At 69.5% G+C, this 14,808-nt stretch carries 17 protein-coding genes; 14 read left to right on the top strand and 3 right to left on the bottom strand.

Going from position 1 to position 14,808, the window contains the following annotated elements:
• Window positions 1–68: 68 nt before the first annotated feature.
• Both RLT57_RS31670 and RLT57_RS31665 read left to right on the top strand, forming a co-directional pair.
• Window positions 69–287: a hypothetical protein gene (locus RLT57_RS31670; RefSeq protein ID WP_311301117.1), complete on the top strand. Its 219-nt coding sequence runs from the start codon at window positions 69–71 to the stop codon at window positions 285–287.
• 70 nt (window positions 288–357) lie between these two features.
• The gene (locus RLT57_RS31665; RefSeq protein ID WP_311301116.1) at window positions 358–819 is read left to right on the top strand and encodes a hypothetical protein; all 462 of its coding nucleotides are present in this window, start codon (window positions 358–360) and stop codon (window positions 817–819) included.
• A gap of 265 nt (window positions 820–1,084) precedes the next feature.
• Here RLT57_RS31665 and RLT57_RS31660 read toward each other — a convergent pair whose 3' ends face one another.
• Window positions 1,085–1,321 carry a hypothetical protein gene (locus RLT57_RS31660; protein ID WP_311301115.1) on the bottom strand — a complete coding sequence of 79 codons (237 nt, stop codon included), beginning with the start codon at window positions 1,319–1,321 and terminating at the stop codon, window positions 1,085–1,087.
• A gap of 139 nt (window positions 1,322–1,460) precedes the next feature.
• Here RLT57_RS31660 and RLT57_RS31655 point away from each other — a divergent pair, with 139 nt between their 5' ends.
• From RLT57_RS31655 to RLT57_RS31625, 7 genes are all read left to right on the top strand, one after another.
• Complete coding sequence (locus RLT57_RS31655; protein WP_311301114.1) at window positions 1,461–2,321, top strand: SDR family oxidoreductase; 861 nt, start codon at window positions 1,461–1,463, stop codon at window positions 2,319–2,321.
• Window positions 2,322–2,364: 43 nt separating this feature from the next.
• Window positions 2,365–3,342: an ATP-dependent DNA ligase gene (locus tag RLT57_RS31650; protein ID WP_311301113.1), complete on the top strand. Its 978-nt coding sequence runs from the start codon at window positions 2,365–2,367 to the stop codon at window positions 3,340–3,342.
• Window positions 3,343–3,488: 146 nt separating this feature from the next.
• Window positions 3,489–4,211, top strand: a complete 723-nt coding sequence (locus RLT57_RS31645; protein WP_311301112.1) for an A24 family peptidase — start codon at window positions 3,489–3,491, stop codon at window positions 4,209–4,211.
• 1,058 nt (window positions 4,212–5,269) lie between these two features.
• Entirely contained in the window at window positions 5,270–5,815 is a 546-nt protein-coding gene (locus RLT57_RS31640) for a hypothetical protein (RefSeq protein WP_311301111.1), read from the top strand.
• 262 nt (window positions 5,816–6,077) lie between these two features.
• On the top strand, window positions 6,078–6,416 hold the full coding sequence (locus RLT57_RS31635; protein WP_311301110.1) for an SH3 domain-containing protein: 339 nt from the start codon (window positions 6,078–6,080) through the stop codon (window positions 6,414–6,416).
• 406 nt (window positions 6,417–6,822) lie between these two features.
• Window positions 6,823–7,653 (top strand): tryptophan synthase subunit alpha, encoded by an 831-nt coding sequence (gene trpA / locus RLT57_RS31630; RefSeq protein ID WP_311301109.1) that lies wholly within the window; start codon window positions 6,823–6,825, stop codon window positions 7,651–7,653.
• Window positions 7,654–7,852: 199 nt separating this feature from the next.
• Window positions 7,853–8,509: a GNAT family N-acetyltransferase gene (locus RLT57_RS31625; protein ID WP_311301108.1), complete on the top strand. Its 657-nt coding sequence runs from the start codon at window positions 7,853–7,855 to the stop codon at window positions 8,507–8,509.
• A 167-nt stretch (window positions 8,510–8,676) separates the two neighbouring features.
• Here the strand turns inward: RLT57_RS31625 and RLT57_RS31620 are convergent, their stop codons facing one another.
• Together RLT57_RS31620 and RLT57_RS31615 are read right to left on the bottom strand one after the other, a co-directional pair.
• Window positions 8,677–8,910 carry a DUF397 domain-containing protein gene (locus RLT57_RS31620; RefSeq protein ID WP_311301107.1) on the bottom strand — a complete coding sequence of 78 codons (234 nt, stop codon included), beginning with the start codon at window positions 8,908–8,910 and terminating at the stop codon, window positions 8,677–8,679.
• A complete protein-coding gene (locus RLT57_RS31615) occupies window positions 8,907–9,812 on the bottom strand; it encodes a helix-turn-helix domain-containing protein (RefSeq protein WP_311301106.1) in 906 nt (301 codons plus the stop codon). Before RLT57_RS31615 ends, RLT57_RS31620 begins: the two co-directional genes overlap by 4 nt.
• A 182-nt stretch (window positions 9,813–9,994) precedes the next feature.
• Between RLT57_RS31615 and RLT57_RS31610 the strand changes: the two genes are divergently transcribed.
• The 5 genes from RLT57_RS31610 to RLT57_RS31590 are packed head-to-tail and all read left to right on the top strand — an operon-like array spanning window position 9,995 to window position 14,804.
• A complete protein-coding gene (locus tag RLT57_RS31610; protein WP_311301105.1) occupies window positions 9,995–11,488 on the top strand; it encodes a hypothetical protein in 1,494 nt (497 codons plus the stop codon).
• 38 nt (window positions 11,489–11,526) lie between these two features.
• Entirely contained in the window at window positions 11,527–12,528 is a 1,002-nt protein-coding gene (locus RLT57_RS31605) for an asparaginase (RefSeq protein WP_399130098.1), read from the top strand.
• A gap of 32 nt (window positions 12,529–12,560) precedes the next feature.
• Entirely contained in the window at window positions 12,561–13,040 is a 480-nt protein-coding gene (locus tag RLT57_RS31600) for a PPC domain-containing DNA-binding protein (protein ID WP_311301103.1), read from the top strand.
• Between the two features lie 13 nt (window positions 13,041–13,053).
• Complete coding sequence (locus RLT57_RS31595; RefSeq protein ID WP_311301102.1) at window positions 13,054–14,295, top strand: hypothetical protein; 1,242 nt, start codon at window positions 13,054–13,056, stop codon at window positions 14,293–14,295.
• Between the two features lie 11 nt (window positions 14,296–14,306).
• Complete coding sequence (locus RLT57_RS31590; RefSeq protein ID WP_311301101.1) at window positions 14,307–14,804, top strand: NUDIX hydrolase; 498 nt, start codon at window positions 14,307–14,309, stop codon at window positions 14,802–14,804.
• Window positions 14,805–14,808: the final 4 nt, after the last annotated feature.

Here is a 14,808-nt window from a genome sequence, read left to right as displayed (position 1 = left end):
CTCGTGGTGGCAGACTGCCGGGCAGCGGTGACTGCCTCTGGCCGTCGTACAGCGAGGAAGGACACACGATGGAGCAGGACATGAGCCCCTGGTCGCGCGACCTGGTGCTGGCCGACTGCGCAGACGTCATGGGCGCCATGGCGAGCCGCCGACCCGCACCGGCCGTCCGCCCGGCCGACATCGAGGCCGGCGGTCCCGGGAAGTCGTCGGCGTCGATGTCCCTCCACGAGGCGTCCGGCGGTACCTTCCTCCTCGTCGACGTCGGCGACGAACCGGCTCGGGCATGACGGTGCGGTGTGCCTGGCACAGCCCGCGCGTGCGGCGCGGAGCCGAGGGCCCGTCCGAAGGAGTGTTCCTGTGCTGGAGTTCGTGAGCACCACTGCCGAGGGGCTTCCCCCGCTCGACATGGCGGCGCACGCCTACCTGTTGGGGCCCGAGGTCGCCGCCGTTGTCTACGTGCCGGCCCTGATCATCCAAGAGGTCGACGTCGACGGCTCGCTGATCGAGGGCGACGTGCTCCTGAAGCAGGCCCTGCGCATCGGCTGGGTCCCGACAGACGACTTCGCCGGATGGGCAGAGCCGTCACCCGGGTGGTCGGCCACCCTGACCGGGGACACCTTCACGGTCCAGCAGCCCGACAGCCTGTTCTGGTACGACGGTTGCCTGCCCGCCTCAGCTCAGTGGCGGGACACCGCGCGGGCTGTGGGCCGTGTCTTCCACTTCACCGCCACGCACGGCGACGCGGCACGCGTGATCGAGCAGATCGGCAGCGGCCAGACCCTGGCCATCGTCACGTCGTACGCGGAGCCGTCAGGCTGAACGGCGTCCCTCTGTCCCACAACCACGCTGGCCTGTCTATCGGTTGCCTTGGCCCGGGTCGAGCGCGGGGGTGAGAACCTCAACCGCCGCCGCGCGCGACGCCATCCTCCGTGGCGACCCATGAGGGCACGCCGATGCGGCACCTCCACGGATGCCCGCGGGCGGTTGTCCTTCTCATACAGGCGGACCTCCCGGTCTGCTCGTCGGGAAGGACCAGCATGATCCGTGCGTGCGGAGACGCGACGCGCTCGCTCACCGTTCCCGCCTACGCCCCGGCGTCCGGCTCCAGCGCCCTGGCCTGCCGCCGGAGTTCCTCGCGCCGGGCCGGGCTGGGCGGGTCGGACCAGTACGGGTGCCAGAAGACGCGGACGGACAGACGCAGCAGCCGGCGGCGCTGCGCCGTGGTGTGCGGCCCCGCCGGGGCATCCGCCAGGGCGGCGTAGGCGCGATGCCAGGCGATCTGGGCCTGGAGGAGGTCGTGGGGGAAGGGAAGCTGCCCCATACCCATAATTGGATCACATGTTCGATTTTTGCGTCTCTTCGCTGGTCAGGGCCGCCTCACATCGCCTCGGCCTGGACTGGGGGCAGGCGCGGCGGAGTTCCGGCCTGTCGGCGACGCGTGTTCGCTACCGTGTCGGACCATGACCGTGCTGATTATCGGTGGCAGCGGATTCCTCGGTTCCGAACTGGTGCGCCAGGCCGCCGCCGCGGGCCTGGAGACGGCCGCGACCTTCGCTTCCCGGCCCGACGAGGCATCCGCCGCTGCCTGGCACCAGCTCGACCTGCGCGAGCCCGTGCACATCGCGCGGGTGATGGCCGACGTGGCCCCCTCGGTGGTCGTCAACGCGTCGAGCGGCAAGTCCGACTGGGCGGTCACCGCCGACGGAGCTGCCAGGGTGGCGCTGGCCGCAGCCGAGCGGGACTGCCGGCTGATCCATGTCTCCAGCGACGCGGTGTTCTCCGGGTCGGCCGACCGCTACGACGAGAGCCGCCTGCCCGATCCGCTCACCCCGTACGGCGCGGCGAAGGCCGCCGCCGAGACGGCGGTGCGGCTGGCGGCGCCGGGCGCTGCTGTCGCCCGCACCTCTCTGATCATCGGACAGGGCCAGTCCGAGCACGAACGCATGGTGCACGGCCTGGCGGCGGGGAGGCGTGCGGGGGTCCTGTTCAGCGACGACATCCGCTGCCCGGTACATGTCGCGGACCTGGCCGCAGCCCTGTGGGAGATCGCGCTGTCCGACGCGGCCGGGGTGTTCCATCTCGCCGGCCCGGACGCCGTGAGCCGCCACGACCTGGGCGTGCTCATCGCTCACAGCCAAGGGCTCGACGCCGGTCGGCTGCCGGCCGGACGGCGAGCCGACACCTCCCTGCCCGGCCCCCTGGTCGTACGCCTCGACAGCCGCGCGACGCAGGAGCGGCTGCGGACCCGGCTCCGCGGCGCCCGCGAGTTCCTCGCCGGGGACGGCAGTGCCGACACCGCGGCCGCGGTGGCCGCCACCTGAGCGTGCGCGGGCGAAGCCCGTCCGGATCGCGTAGGACGGAAGGGTGCATCTCTCGCCCCCGCTCCAGCCGATGCTGGCCCGGCCCGTGGACAGCCTTCCCCGCCCCGGGGCGGCCGGACGCCTGGTCTACGAGCAGAAGGTCGACGGCTTCCGGGCTCTGGTCTTCGCGCGGTCCGCACCCTTCGTCCAGTCCCGCCGCGGTGCGGATCTGGGACCGGCGTTCCCGGAGATCGTGCGGGCCGCCTCCCAGCTCGGCGTCGAGGCCGTCCTGGACGCCGAGCTCGTGGTCTGGGCAGGCTCGGGACTCGACTTCGCGGCCCTGCAGCAGCGGGCACGGCGCCGGGGCCCGTCGGCCGAGCGGGCCGCGGCCACCAGCCCGGCACACCTCGTCGTCTTCGACCTGCTTGAGCTGTCCGGCACCGTCTTGATGGACCAGCCCCTGGTCCGGCGGCGGGCCCTGCTGGAGGAGCTGTTCACCAGCCGGCGGCTGTCCGCTCCGTGGGCTCTGTCCCCCCAGACCACCGACCAGGACATCGCCCGGACGTGGCTGGACCCGGCCTGGGGGGCGGTGGGCGTCGAAGGCGCGATGATCAAGGACTCCGGAGGTCGGTACCGTCCGGGTGAACGCGGCTGGCTGAAGGCGCGCTCGCGGACTACAGCCGAAGGGATCATCGCGGCGGTCACCGGAGCGGTGCGCGCGCCCCAGACGCTCCTGCTCGGATCCCCCGACCCGGACGGCGCCGGCCGACTGCGCCTGATCGCCCGCTCCACTCCTTTGTCGCGCAGCGCCTCGGCTCGGCTGGGCGCGGCACTTCACGCTGCTGGGCCCAGCCACCCCTGGCGCGGCCTCCGCTTCTCCGCCGGCTGGGGAACCTCCGAGCCGCTGGCCTTCCATCCCGTCGTGCCCGAGCTCGTCGCCGAGTTCGCCGGCGACACCGCCGTCGACGGGGGCCGGTACCGGCATCCGGTGCGCTACCTGCGTATTCGTGAGGACATGACGCCGTCCGACGTCCACGCGTAACCGCTCCCCGGCGCCACGGCCGCCGGGCGCGTGATCATCCCGCGATGCCGCGCCGGCTGACCGATGCCGTCGGGACCTGCTCGTCTAGGGTCGATGTCGACCGGCAGCGGGCCGTTGGGGCCCGGGCCGGGTGCAAGGAGTTCGTGATGTCCCTCCTCAGCGTCGCTGCTTCCTGTCTCATCGGGGCGATAGTCGGCGCAGCAGTCAGGCCGCTGGTGTTCGCCCGGTCGGTCCCCACTCCCGCGCGCTCGCGCCGCGGCTGCCCGAATTGCACCAGCGAGCTCCTCGGCCCGCGGCGGCTCCCCGCGCTGCCGCCGTCGGGGCGCTGCCCGGCGTGCGGAGAGCGGATCGGGCCGGCCGCGGGATCGGTGGAGCTGCTGGGCGCCGTGGCGTTCGCGGTGATCACCGTCGGCGGCGCGAGCGGGTGGGTGGCCGCCGCGCAGTACTGGCTCGCCGCCTGCGGAATCGCCCTCACGATGATCGACCTTGCCGTGCGGCGCCTTCCCGACGTCCTGACTCTTCCGGCTGCTGCCGGGACGCTCCTGCTTCTCGCGGGAGCCGCTGTGGCGGGCGAGCCCGGCGGGATCGGCCGCGCGGTTGCCGCGGCAGCCCTCGTCACCGCGGTCTTCCTTCTCCTGTCGCTGTTCGCGGGCATGGGCCTGGGAGATGTGAAGTTGGCTCCCGCCATCGGCGCGCTTCTAGGCTGGAGCAGCTGGCAGACGGTCTTGTGGGGAACCGCCGCGGGCTTCGCCGTCGGCGCTGTGTCCGCCGTGGGACTGCTGCTGGCGGGGCGGGGCCGGCGCGAGCAGGTCGCCTATGGTCCGTTCATGCTGGTCGGGGCGTTGGGCGTGTCCGTACTCATCTCCTGATCACCTCCGGACATTCGCGCCCTGACAGCTGCGACGGCATCCGCTCAGCACGCGGCCGTCGTGGTCGGCGGCCTCAGGTATGCAGGTCCCCGGCGTAGGCCGGTCCGGCGCCTCGATGCCGGCGAGGTGCTGTCGCACGTAGTCGCCGAGCCGGCGCAGCGAGGCGGCGGGCATGTCGAGGAGATCCCCCTCCCCCTCCCCGGGAACACGGGTCGATGCCCTGCGGCTTCAGCTCCCGCACGGCGGCGAGGCTACGGATCCGCTGCACGACCCTCTCGCACGCGGCGTCGGTGAGCACGGCGTCGGCCGGGAGGGCCGCCAGATGGGAGCTGAGCTCACCCTGTTCTTGGGGAGTCAGAACGCGGGAAGCCGGATGCCGGGCGAACGAGGTAAACCACGCGGGCGCCGGCCCGGAAGGCCGCTCGAGGTCGATGCCCGCCTCAAACAGGTCCGTCCGGAGGCGGGCAGCCCGGGAGACGACCGCCGGGTCTACGGTGGCCGGATCCTCGTCGCGGGGAGTCTCGGTCACGCGCGGCGGCCGGACGACCGGCGTCAACGGACGGGTACCGCAGCGTCTGTTGAACATGTCTGCTTCCTGTCGCGCGTACGGCTGAAGGAGCGCACCGCGAAGTGCGCCGTGTCAGAAGCCGGACACGGGCACCAGGTCAAGTTGCCACGTGCCCCGCTCCACCGGGCGCGGTTACACCTGACGCGCGGCCCAAGCGCAATGCATCGCGAGTCCTTCGAAGCGCGCTCCCGAATTCTCGGGTAAGCAGCGGGTGCCCCGGAGCCGTCCGACTGTCGCTTCGGGTATTCCGGAAACGCAACTTCCTGAAGAAACCGATCAGGAACTTGTCTCTCAGGCGGTTCGCCTTCAGGAAGAACCTGATCCTGGCGCACGCAAGGTCAGCCGAAGAAGTATCGGAGATCACTGAGGTACGGGCCCGAATCGCGGCCCTTACCTCGACCTGCCGACCGCCAGGAGTGGCCGTGCGCGCCGCCCTATGACGCCGCGACCTCCTGGACCGCCCCTTCTCCCCTTCTCCAGGAGCACCCACGTGAAGATCGCCCGCGCAGCCGCCGCGACCGCTCTGACCGCCTCCACGATCCTCGCAGGCGGTCTCGCCCTGGCCGGCGCAGGCCGCGACCACCACCCACTGCAAGACCAGCACGAAGAGTTTCAACCTGCCCGGCAAGCCGGACGTGAAGGTCAGCGTCAACATCTGCATCAAGTACACCGGATCCAGTGGCGGCTACCGCTACTACAAGGCGTGGTGAACAAGGCCTCCTGGACCGGCAACTCCTTCTACACCGGGGGCAAACGCTTCAACGACTTCTCCATCCTGATGCGCGCCGAGCACGGATCGACCAAAGTCCAGAACTGCAGCTACGGGATCTGCGAGGAGCGCACGATCAGCGGTGAAGTCAACAACTCCAACAGCGGATCGAAGACCTTCGCCACCGGCGCCAGCGGATACGGAGAGGCGTACGTAAAGACCAAGAAGAAATCCTGGACCGCTGACGCCACCGCTTACGTCGATATCGCCGACGACGGCAAGGGATCGAAGGCTTGGGGCCTGAGCGGAACTGCCGCCGTCTCCTGACAGTCCGGAGTCCCCGTCACCTCACCAACCGGAAACCGACTTTCCTGCAAGCGAGCTTCCTGGTGAACGGATTCCGGAAGGCCAACTGACGGAAGAAACCGCACCTGGCTACCCCAGCCGCCCGCGACAAAGATCGACACCGGAACAAGGCATGAAGTGCCGTGCTCCTGAGTTCCCCGCGCCCGCCCCGTCCTCCGTCCCGGCATACGCCCCACGCGACCGGCGCGCCCGCCGGCCAACGACGACACCAGGAAGAGCACACATGAACGCCCTCACCCGCCGCATCGCCACCGCCAACACCGCCGGTGCACTGCTCCTCGGCGGGGCCGTCGCCACGGCATCGACCGCCAGCGCCGCCACCACCTCCAAGACCTGCACCCACTCGGCGAAGCTCAACACCTACGTCGACGCGACCGTCATGTTCCGCACCGGACCCGGCACGGGCTACACCGCCAAGGGCCAGCTCTCGAAGAACACCCGGATCTACTACGCCTGCTACAAGGGCAACTGGGGCTACGTCAAGCCTTCCTCCGGCGCACACAAGGGCGAAACCGGCTGGGTCTCCCGCAGCTACATCAGCATCCCCATGCAACTCGACTGAGCACCCGCCCCACGCAGGCCATCCCCGGCCGGCCAGTAGCCGCGGGCAGAGCCTGCGCACACGCCCCAGCCCCGCCGTCGGCGCGCTCGCGCGACCCCAGGACTCCCGGCTGTCACCCCGTACAGCCCGGGACGGCGCCACGGCGGCCCGGCCCCTCTCGCGGACCCCGGGCCGCCGTGAGCGACGCTCACCCGTCCCCTCGCGCGGATCACCGAACCGATCGCCGCGGCTCCACCCGCGGCCTGGGCGACGGAACCTCCCGCCGGACCGGAACACCGACGGCCAGGGCCACTCCGCCGACGTCAGCACTTTGCCACCAGTTCCAAGCCACGCCTACCCCGCAGTCCCGTGCTCGGTCTGCCGGGCCAACCGAGCCCCGGGCCGCGCCCGCCGTCGAAGGACTGTGATGACCTCTTCCGAGATCCGTACATCCCGGCTCGAGGAGGTCCTCGGCGCGACCCGGGCTCAATCGCGGGCCGCCCTCGCTGTCTACCTTCCGGCCGGCTACCCCACGCTCGACCAGAGCCTCGACACCTTCCGGCTGCTGGCCACCTACGCGGACGTGATCGAGGTGGGTCTGCCGTTCTCGGACCCGATGATGGACGGACCGTCCATTCAGCACGCGAACGCACAGGCGCTCCAGGCCGGCTTCCGCATCGAGGACGTGTTCACCACGATCCGCGAGCTGGCCGCCATTTCCACCGCCGCGCTCCTGGTCATGACCTACTGGCAGCCCGTCCACCGGTACGGACCCGAGCGCTTCGCCCGCCGCCTGGCCGCCGCGGGCGGAGCTGCGGCAATCATCCCGGACCTGCCCGTCGAGGAAGCCACTGACTGGCTGCGAGCCGCACACGAGCACGGCCTGAACACCGTATTCGTCGTCGCCCCCAACGTCACCGATCAACGCCTGGCCCGATTGTGCGGCGCCGGCAGCGGCATGATCTACGCGCCCGCAACCGCAGGCGTCACCGGCACGCAAGGCCCCCTCCACCCCGGGCTTAACACCTTCGTCGACCGCTTGCGCGGCATCACACCGCTCCCCATCGGAGTCGGAATCGGCGTCTCCACCCCAGAACAAGCCGCGGTCGCCGGCTCCTTCGCCGATGCCGTCATCGTCGGCTCCGCCTTCATCCGCACCATCGAAGCCAATCCCGGACCAACCGGCGCCATCGAGGCCGCCACGCTCGCCAGAAACCTCGCCCGCGGACTCCGCAGCCCTCTGCAGTCCGCGGCCTGAACCTGCACCCGTCCGGCCAGACGCCCTGCTGGCAGAAGATCTTCCCGGGCATTCCAGCACGTCCCGGCACGACTCGCTCCGGGTTTCGGCGGCCCGGACGGGGAACAACCCACCTACCAGGCAGTAGACCCCTAAGGTTCCGCCCAGCACCCTCAACTGCCGACCCGCTCATGAACGAGCGCACTCAGGAGCGGACCGCATGCTCGCGATGCGACCAGCCAGACCGGAGGACCGCCGCGGCCTCGAAGCGATGATCCGGGCCCGGTCGGACTGGATGAAGGACAACAGGCTCGCGAACTGGCGCAGCTGGGGAAAGCACGTCGACGAGCTGGCGGCCAACTGCGCCAGCTGCTACGGCGACATGTGGGTACTCACCGAGGACGACGACAAGATCGTCGGCTGCACCACGATCCTGAGGACTGCCGCTCCCTGGGCCTGGACAGCGAAAGAGGCCGCTGAGCCCGCCTTCTACCTCAACGCCACCGTGACCGACCCAGCCGAGCGTCACCGCAAGCTCGGAACACTCATCGCCAGCTGGGCCGTCGACCGCGCCGCCCGGGAAAACATCAGCGGCGTCCGCCGCGACTGCACCTCCCCCGCTCTCGCCAAGTACTACGAGGAGCAGCAATTCAGGATCGTTCGGAGAGTCTCTCAGGCCGGCGGCAAAATCGTCTTCGCCCTCGAACGCACAGCAGAGGTGATTCCGGAGCTGAACGACTGGTTCAGTTCCGGCGGACCAGCTACCGCACCACGCGGCACACAGATCCGCGACTGCACGAACCACATGGCTACGACTCAGGCAGCGGTCCTCCATGCCGTCGCTGCACATCAGGAAGCAACGGCCACTCCTGTCTAAGACGCCGCCCATCCGGTCCGGCCAGCGGAATGCAACGTGTGTTCAATGTCTCCGGCCGCCCCCGATCCGGACGCCGGTGTGACAGATGGTCTCCCTGGGCAGAAACGATCGGGCCGGCCCCAGTTGCCATGGGGCCGGCCCGCTAGCCTTCGACGATCGGGACGAGCTCAGAGATCCAGCAGGAAGTCGAAGTCCGTGTCCTTCGCGCCGAGCAGCCACGCCTTGGCCTCGGTCGGGGTGTAGACGTGAGGCGGCCGATCGGGGTTCTGCGAGTCACCGATCAGGACGTACCCGTCCACGACGGCGAGCCGCACACAGTTCCCACCGCCCCCGCTGTACTTGGACACCGTCCATTCGACCGATGTGAGGTCAAATGCGGACGGGTCCGGCTTTTCTGTCACTGTTCTAGCTCCTTGATCTTTTTCTTGAGCCGCGTGCGCGTCTCGTCGGGGTCCAGCGCCCGCTCCCACAGGATGGTGAAAGCTGCTGCGTAGCGCTGCACATCTTCTTCCCCGTCGAAGTACAGCGAACTGACCATCGTCTCCACCCACACGACCTGGCGGGCGGCCTCGGGGAAGGCCATGGTGACGAACGGGCCTGCGGCCCCCGGATGTAGTCCGACTGCCTCCGGCAGGATGCGGATGGTGTTGCGGGAGTTCTCGGACTCCTCCAGGCTGCGCTCCAGTTGGCGTCGCGCGACCGCTCGATCGTCGACGGCTGAGCGTAGGACTCGCTCGTCAACCAAGGCGCGGAATTCCGCGAGTGCGCCTTCCCGTACCTGCTGCTGCCGGTCCATGCGGACGTCGACGAGCGCCTTGACCTCGGAGGGGCGCAGATCCGGTCTCATCTGGGCGATGACACTGGAGGCGTAGTCCTCGTTCTGGAAGAGGCCCGGCCAGATGTCGCGCTCGTAGTTCGACAGCGCGGTGGCCCTGCGCTCCATCTTCAAGAAGCCCTCGAACTGCATGGGGCCCAACAGGTGAGCATTACGCCGCCAGAGGGCCGGGCGTGGGCGGCCGGCGGGGGTGGTATCCGCGCTCAGGAGGGCCAGGATCTCGGAGCGTTCCGTGGCATTGGCCTGGTAAACCTCAAGCAGGGCCTCGACGAGGTCGCGGGCGACACGGCGACGCTGTCCGCGCTCCAGCCTGCTCAGCCCGCTCTTGTCGATCCTGACGCTGCGGCTGCGCAGCACTTCGTGGTTGGCGACGTCACCTTGGGTCAGGCTGCGACGTTCGCGCAACTCCTCAAGGCGCAGGCCGACTTCGCTGAGGGTCAACGACCACGGCGTCTTCGCTTCTGGCATGGTGGCCAGTCTGACGGCTCGCCACGGTACCTACAAGCAATATGGTCGAGCAATTTGCTAGACCATATTGCTAAGGGCTCGTCCTAGGGAGCATCCTAGCCAGGGTCACGAAGTGTGCAGCGCCCGTCGCCCCGCGTGGAGGCGCCTCGCTGCCCGTATATGCCCAGGGAGGAGCTTCTGTGATGCGCCGGACGCTGTTCAGCCTCCTTCTGAAGGACCGAGACCTTCTCGGGTGGGAGGCGTTCTGCGTCCACTTCGCGGCGACCGGGCGGGAGCTCGCACACGAGTCCGGCAATCGTCGGCTGGCCACGGCCAGCGTCGGGCGCACCACGTTCGATCGGTGGTCGTCGGGCACCTGGGCCGGCCGTCCTCGCGGCGAGGCTGCTCAGATCCTGGAGCGCATGCTCGGGCACACCGTCAAGGAGTTGTTCAGTCTGGCGCCCGAAGCGGGCAAGCCGACGGCGGCGTTGGAGTCGGTTGCTGCGCGGATCGCCTCACGCTGGCCGACGTCCACCATGCTGCTCCCTGCCGGCGGACCTGCTGGGATCTGGGAAATCTCCGGACAGCAGCGCCTGGACGGCACAAGCGCCGCCGTCCACCTTCTTCCCGTCATCAGACGAGGCGAGGACGTCAGCGTGCACGGGCTGGATCAAGACGGACTACGTGACCTGGAGCGGTTCTTACGGCCGGCGCGGCGCGGCTTCCTTGTTGGTGTCGAGGAAGGTCGGGACGACGGCGACGTGTACGTCCGCGACGCCGCGGTCGCTCGCAGGCCCGCCATTCCCGGAGCGCCCGCAGCCAGGCCCATGTCGATCCCCTCGGCGTACCTCTTGGACGACCTCTCCTATGGCATTCTCTGGGCGCTCACCCAGCTCGATGACGGCCTCTTGTCCGACGACCAAGCGCTCGACGCCGAGCAGAACCTGCTCAGCACCTACCTGTCTCTGCCCCGCTCGGCCCCCAGCCAGTTGATGGTCAACCTGTCCACCGTCGGCAGTAGTTGGATGGGATCGGCGTTTTGCGCCCGGCATATCCAGCAGGAGCTGGTAGACGCAAGGGAAGTTCCGATCTTCTGGACTCGTGAGCAGACCGGGGAAGAAGCGGCCTGCTGGCTGTTCTTCAGGCACAAACTGGAGTACCTGAGAGCACTTGAGCGATTCCACGACGCGACAGCGCAGACCGTCCGGGTCTTCTGTCTGCCCGAGTCCGAGGTGGCGCGCTCGGAGAAGTACGAGCGGGTCTTGTTGCTGCTGGCCATCGCTCTGATGGAGCGCTGCGGGATCCGCGTGAGGGTGGTGCCGAAGACGGAGTATTCAGAGGTGGACGGGGTAGCTTTGGTGCCCGGTCAGCGGGCCGTCGTGGCCAACTGGGTGCGGGCGCCGGGCGGCGCGCTGTGGGCGGCCGGCAGCACGTCGTCCCGCGGAGAGCTCCGTTCCTACGCGGCCGTCTTCGCCGACGCACGGGGTGCCGACGTACTCGTAGGCGAGGATCCAGCAAGCCGACTCCGGTCCCTCGCGGACTACCTGGGCCTGGACTGGAACTGTTTGACCGCCCGCTGCCATGCTCTGGGCGAGTACGGAGTGGCCGGCCTCGTTCGGCCCCGCAGTCGTCTGCTCACCGTGGAAGCGCTGGATGAGACCCTTCTCTTCCTCGGCAAACTCGGCTCGCCCCGATGACGGACGTCCGCGCAGCCACCCCGTCCGAAAGGCCCTCCGTGCTCTCCGCAGACAGTGCCCCAAGCCGCACCGTTCTGGTGCTCACCCTCGGCGGCACCATCGCCATGACGCGCACCGCTGCGGCGCCAGGTGCCACGCCGACGCTGACCGGCTCCGATCTGGTGGCCGCGGTTCCCGGCCTCCAAGGCGCCGCTGAGGTCAAGGTGGAGGACTTCCGGCAGATGCCCGGGGCCTCCCTGCAGACCGGTGACATCATCGCCCTCGTAGAGCGGCTCGGCCGGGCCGAACGAGAGGGTGCCGACGGGGTGGTGGTGACACAGGGCACCGACACTCTCGAGGAGACCTCGTACCTCACCGACCTCTACTACCAGGGCGCGATGCCGGTGGTCTTCACCGGGGCGATGCGCGTTGCCGCGTCGGCCGGAGCCGACGGTCCGGCGAACCTCCTGGCCGCCGTGCAGACCGCGGGGAGCGCAGAAGCCCGGGGTGCCGGCGTCCTCGTCGTCCTGGGCGACGAGATCCATGCCGCCCGCCACGTCCGGAAGTTGCACACGACCAGCCCCGGGGCATTCGGATCACCGAACACCGGGCCGCTCGGCCGCGTGGCGGAAGGCTGGGCGCGGTTCCATCGTGTGCCGAGGACGATCGGGCCCTTGGCACTGCCAGTTGGTGCCCTTCCGCAGGTGGAGATCGTCACCGCGTCCCTGGGCAGCAGCGGGACGCTGCTGAAGGGCCTGGAGAACGAGGTCTCCGGTCTTGTGGTGGCCGCCTTCGGCGTCGGACATGTCCCCGAGAGCTGGTGCAACCGACTGGAGACGCTGGCGGTCGCCATGCCGGTCGTCCTCGCCTCCCGCATCGGTGCCGGCCCCGTCCTGACCTCGACGTACGGATTCGCCGGCTCCGAGAGCGACCTGCTGGCCCGCGGCCTGATCGGTGCGGGAACCCTCGACCCGTACAAGGCCCGTCTGCTCCTCGCCGCCCTGCTGGCCGCCGACACGCCCCGACCAGAGATCGTCAAGGCGTTCCTCGACCGCTCCTGATCCGCCACCGACCAGCACAAAGGACATCCAACATGCGCTTCGCCCAGGTCCGCACCGGCAGGCAGTTCGTACTCGCCCTCGACCACGGGGAAGACTTCCTGGACGGCCTCGCGCGGTTCTGCGCCGACAAGGGCATCCGGTCCGGCTACGTCCCGGCCTTCGTCGGCGGTTTCCGCTCGGCCCGTCTGGTGGGCACATGCGGACCCCTCGCCGACCCCGAGGCCCCCTTGTGGGACGAAGTCCACGTCGAGACGCTTGAAGCGCTCGGTGGCGGAACGCTCGCCTGGGATCCCGAGGAGGACCGTCTCTCCCCGCACATCCACGTCGCGGCCGGCCTCAAGGCGGAGTCGGCCGAAGGACGGGTGTCCCACCTTCTCGGCGCGACGGTGCAGTTCATCTGCGAGATCCCCATCGTCGAGGTCATCGGCGACTCCGACGCGCCGGCTCTGACACGCCGGCGCAGCGCGGACTTGTACAACGTGCCCCTGCTCGGCTTCGGCACGGGCATCTGAGGCGGAGGTGACAATGCGCAGGGCGATCCGCTTCCCGGAGGTGGTCGAGGCCCGCCGCATGCGCATCTTCGAGACGTTCACGGTCCACTTCAAGCGGGCGGCGAGGGAGGTCGCCCAAATCGACGGCAACGCCTCCCTCGCCTCCGTATACGTCGCGCGCTCTACTTGGGACCGCTGGATGGCCGGAGATATCAAGGGCCTCCCGCGACCGACGACGTGCCGCGTCCTGGAGCACCTGTTCGGCGAACCAGCCGAGCAGCTCTTCGGCTTGCTGGAGCCGGAGGCTACGCCTGCGGCTGTCACGATGGGAATCGAGGTGACGTCTCCCCACCTGGCCGCCATGGAGTCGTTCCGCCTCGCTGACCGCCAGCTCGGCGGCGGGCACGTGTACCGGTCTGTAGTGCACTACCTCAACACCGTCGTCGCTCCGGCTCTCTTCGGCGCAGCGGATAACCGTGAAGACAGCGAGACCACCTTCGGCGCGGCGGTCGTCCTGACCGAGATGGCGGCCTGGATGGCCCATGATGCTGGCCGTGACGACCTGGCGTCCGGCCACTTCGATCGCGCTCGTCGGCTGTCGCAGAGCCTGACCGACGTGACGGCGGGCGCGAACGTGATGGCCGGCATGAGCCACCTGGCCCTGCAGACCGATCAGGTCGACACCGCGGCCGATCTCGCGCGCAGCGGGCTCGCGCGCCTTGCGGTCGGCCCGCGGGTACCGGCCCTCACGGCCCGCCTCCATGCCATGGAGGCCCGGGCGCTGGCACAGCTCAATGCCGAGCCCGAGGCACATCGCGCGCTTGAGATGGCACGCGAGGCCCTGGCTCTCGCGCGGACGGCTCCGACGTCCAGATGGGTGGCTCCGTTCGACGAAGCGGCGCTCGCCAGCGAGGCAGCCCTTGTTCTCCTGGAACTCGGTGCGCTCAAGGCGGCAGCCAAGGAGGCGGAGCACGCCTTGGCGCTTCGCGATGCGAGCCGGGTCCGCAGCCGAGCGTTCGGGCAGGTTACGTTGGCGCGAGTCCTTCTCGCGCAAGGGCAGCCGGACGAGGCGTGCTCGGTCGGCATGGAGCTGCTGAACGCCAGCCAGTCGGTAACGTCTCTGCGCCTCAGTCACCAACTCGACGCGCTGGAGGCAGATTTCGGCCCCTACCGACAGGTTCCCGAGGTCAGCGAGCTCCTCTCGCGGATGACCGCCACGGCGCAGCACCGTAGATTGCTGCTCGGCAGTCTCGCGCTCCCGGAAGGTCCGCAGTGAACGATGCACCCATGCCAGGCGATCCCGGCCGCGAGGCATACCTGGCCGAGGGCAACGCCCGACAGGCCCGCAAGCGTGCCGCTGCGGACGCGCTGATCCGGGATCCCGCCGGGAGGCTGCTTCTGGTGAACCCGACCTACAAGTCGGGCTGGGATCTGCCCGGCGGTATGGCCGAAGACAACGAGGCCCCTGAGGACGCCCTTCGACGCGAGCTCAGGGAAGAACTCGACCTCGCGGTCGCCGATCTGCGGTTCCTGTGCGTCGACTGGGTCGGACCCCACGGGCCATGGGACGACCTTCTCGGATTCGTCTTCGACGCCGGCGTCCTGTCAGCGGAGCAGGCTGCCGGCCTCAAGCCGAGCGATGAGGAGATCTCCGAGCATCGCTTCTTCGAGATCCCGGAAGCACTGCCGCTGTTGCCGGAGCGCCAGCGAGCCCGGGCCGTCAACGCCCTCCAGGTCCTGGAGGACGGAGTTCCGCGCTACCTCCGCAACGGAGTCGCTCTCTGAACGA

Source organism: Streptomyces sp. ITFR-21, from assembly GCF_031844685.1.
Taxonomy (GTDB): domain Bacteria; phylum Actinomycetota; class Actinomycetes; order Streptomycetales; family Streptomycetaceae; genus Actinacidiphila.
The sequence above is the reverse complement of the archived record's forward strand: the minus strand, read 5'-3'. Positions and strand labels throughout refer to the sequence as shown.

Excerpts from the sequence above, each read along its gene's own strand:
- RLT57_RS31670 (WP_311301117.1), top strand. The coding sequence starts at position 69 with ATGGAGCAGGACATGAGCCCCTGGTCGCGCGACCTGGTGCTGGCCGAC.
- RLT57_RS31660 (WP_311301115.1), bottom strand. The coding sequence starts at position 1,321 with ATGGGGCAGCTTCCCTTCCCCCACGACCTCCTCCAGGCCCAGATCGCC.
- RLT57_RS31655 (WP_311301114.1), top strand. The coding sequence starts at position 1,461 with ATGACCGTGCTGATTATCGGTGGCAGCGGATTCCTCGGTTCCGAACTG.
- RLT57_RS31645 (WP_311301112.1), top strand. The coding sequence starts at position 3,489 with ATGTCCCTCCTCAGCGTCGCTGCTTCCTGTCTCATCGGGGCGATAGTC.
- RLT57_RS31635 (WP_311301110.1), top strand. The coding sequence starts at position 6,078 with ATGAACGCCCTCACCCGCCGCATCGCCACCGCCAACACCGCCGGTGCA.
- trpA (WP_311301109.1), top strand. The coding sequence starts at position 6,823 with ATGACCTCTTCCGAGATCCGTACATCCCGGCTCGAGGAGGTCCTCGGC.
- RLT57_RS31625 (WP_311301108.1), top strand. The coding sequence starts at position 7,853 with ATGCTCGCGATGCGACCAGCCAGACCGGAGGACCGCCGCGGCCTCGAA.
- RLT57_RS31615 (WP_311301106.1), bottom strand. The coding sequence starts at position 9,812 with ATGCCAGAAGCGAAGACGCCGTGGTCGTTGACCCTCAGCGAAGTCGGC.
- RLT57_RS31610 (WP_311301105.1), top strand. The coding sequence starts at position 9,995 with ATGCGCCGGACGCTGTTCAGCCTCCTTCTGAAGGACCGAGACCTTCTC.
- RLT57_RS31600 (WP_311301103.1), top strand. The coding sequence starts at position 12,561 with ATGCGCTTCGCCCAGGTCCGCACCGGCAGGCAGTTCGTACTCGCCCTC.
- RLT57_RS31595 (WP_311301102.1), top strand. The coding sequence starts at position 13,054 with ATGCGCAGGGCGATCCGCTTCCCGGAGGTGGTCGAGGCCCGCCGCATG.
- RLT57_RS31590 (WP_311301101.1), top strand. The coding sequence starts at position 14,307 with ATGCCAGGCGATCCCGGCCGCGAGGCATACCTGGCCGAGGGCAACGCC.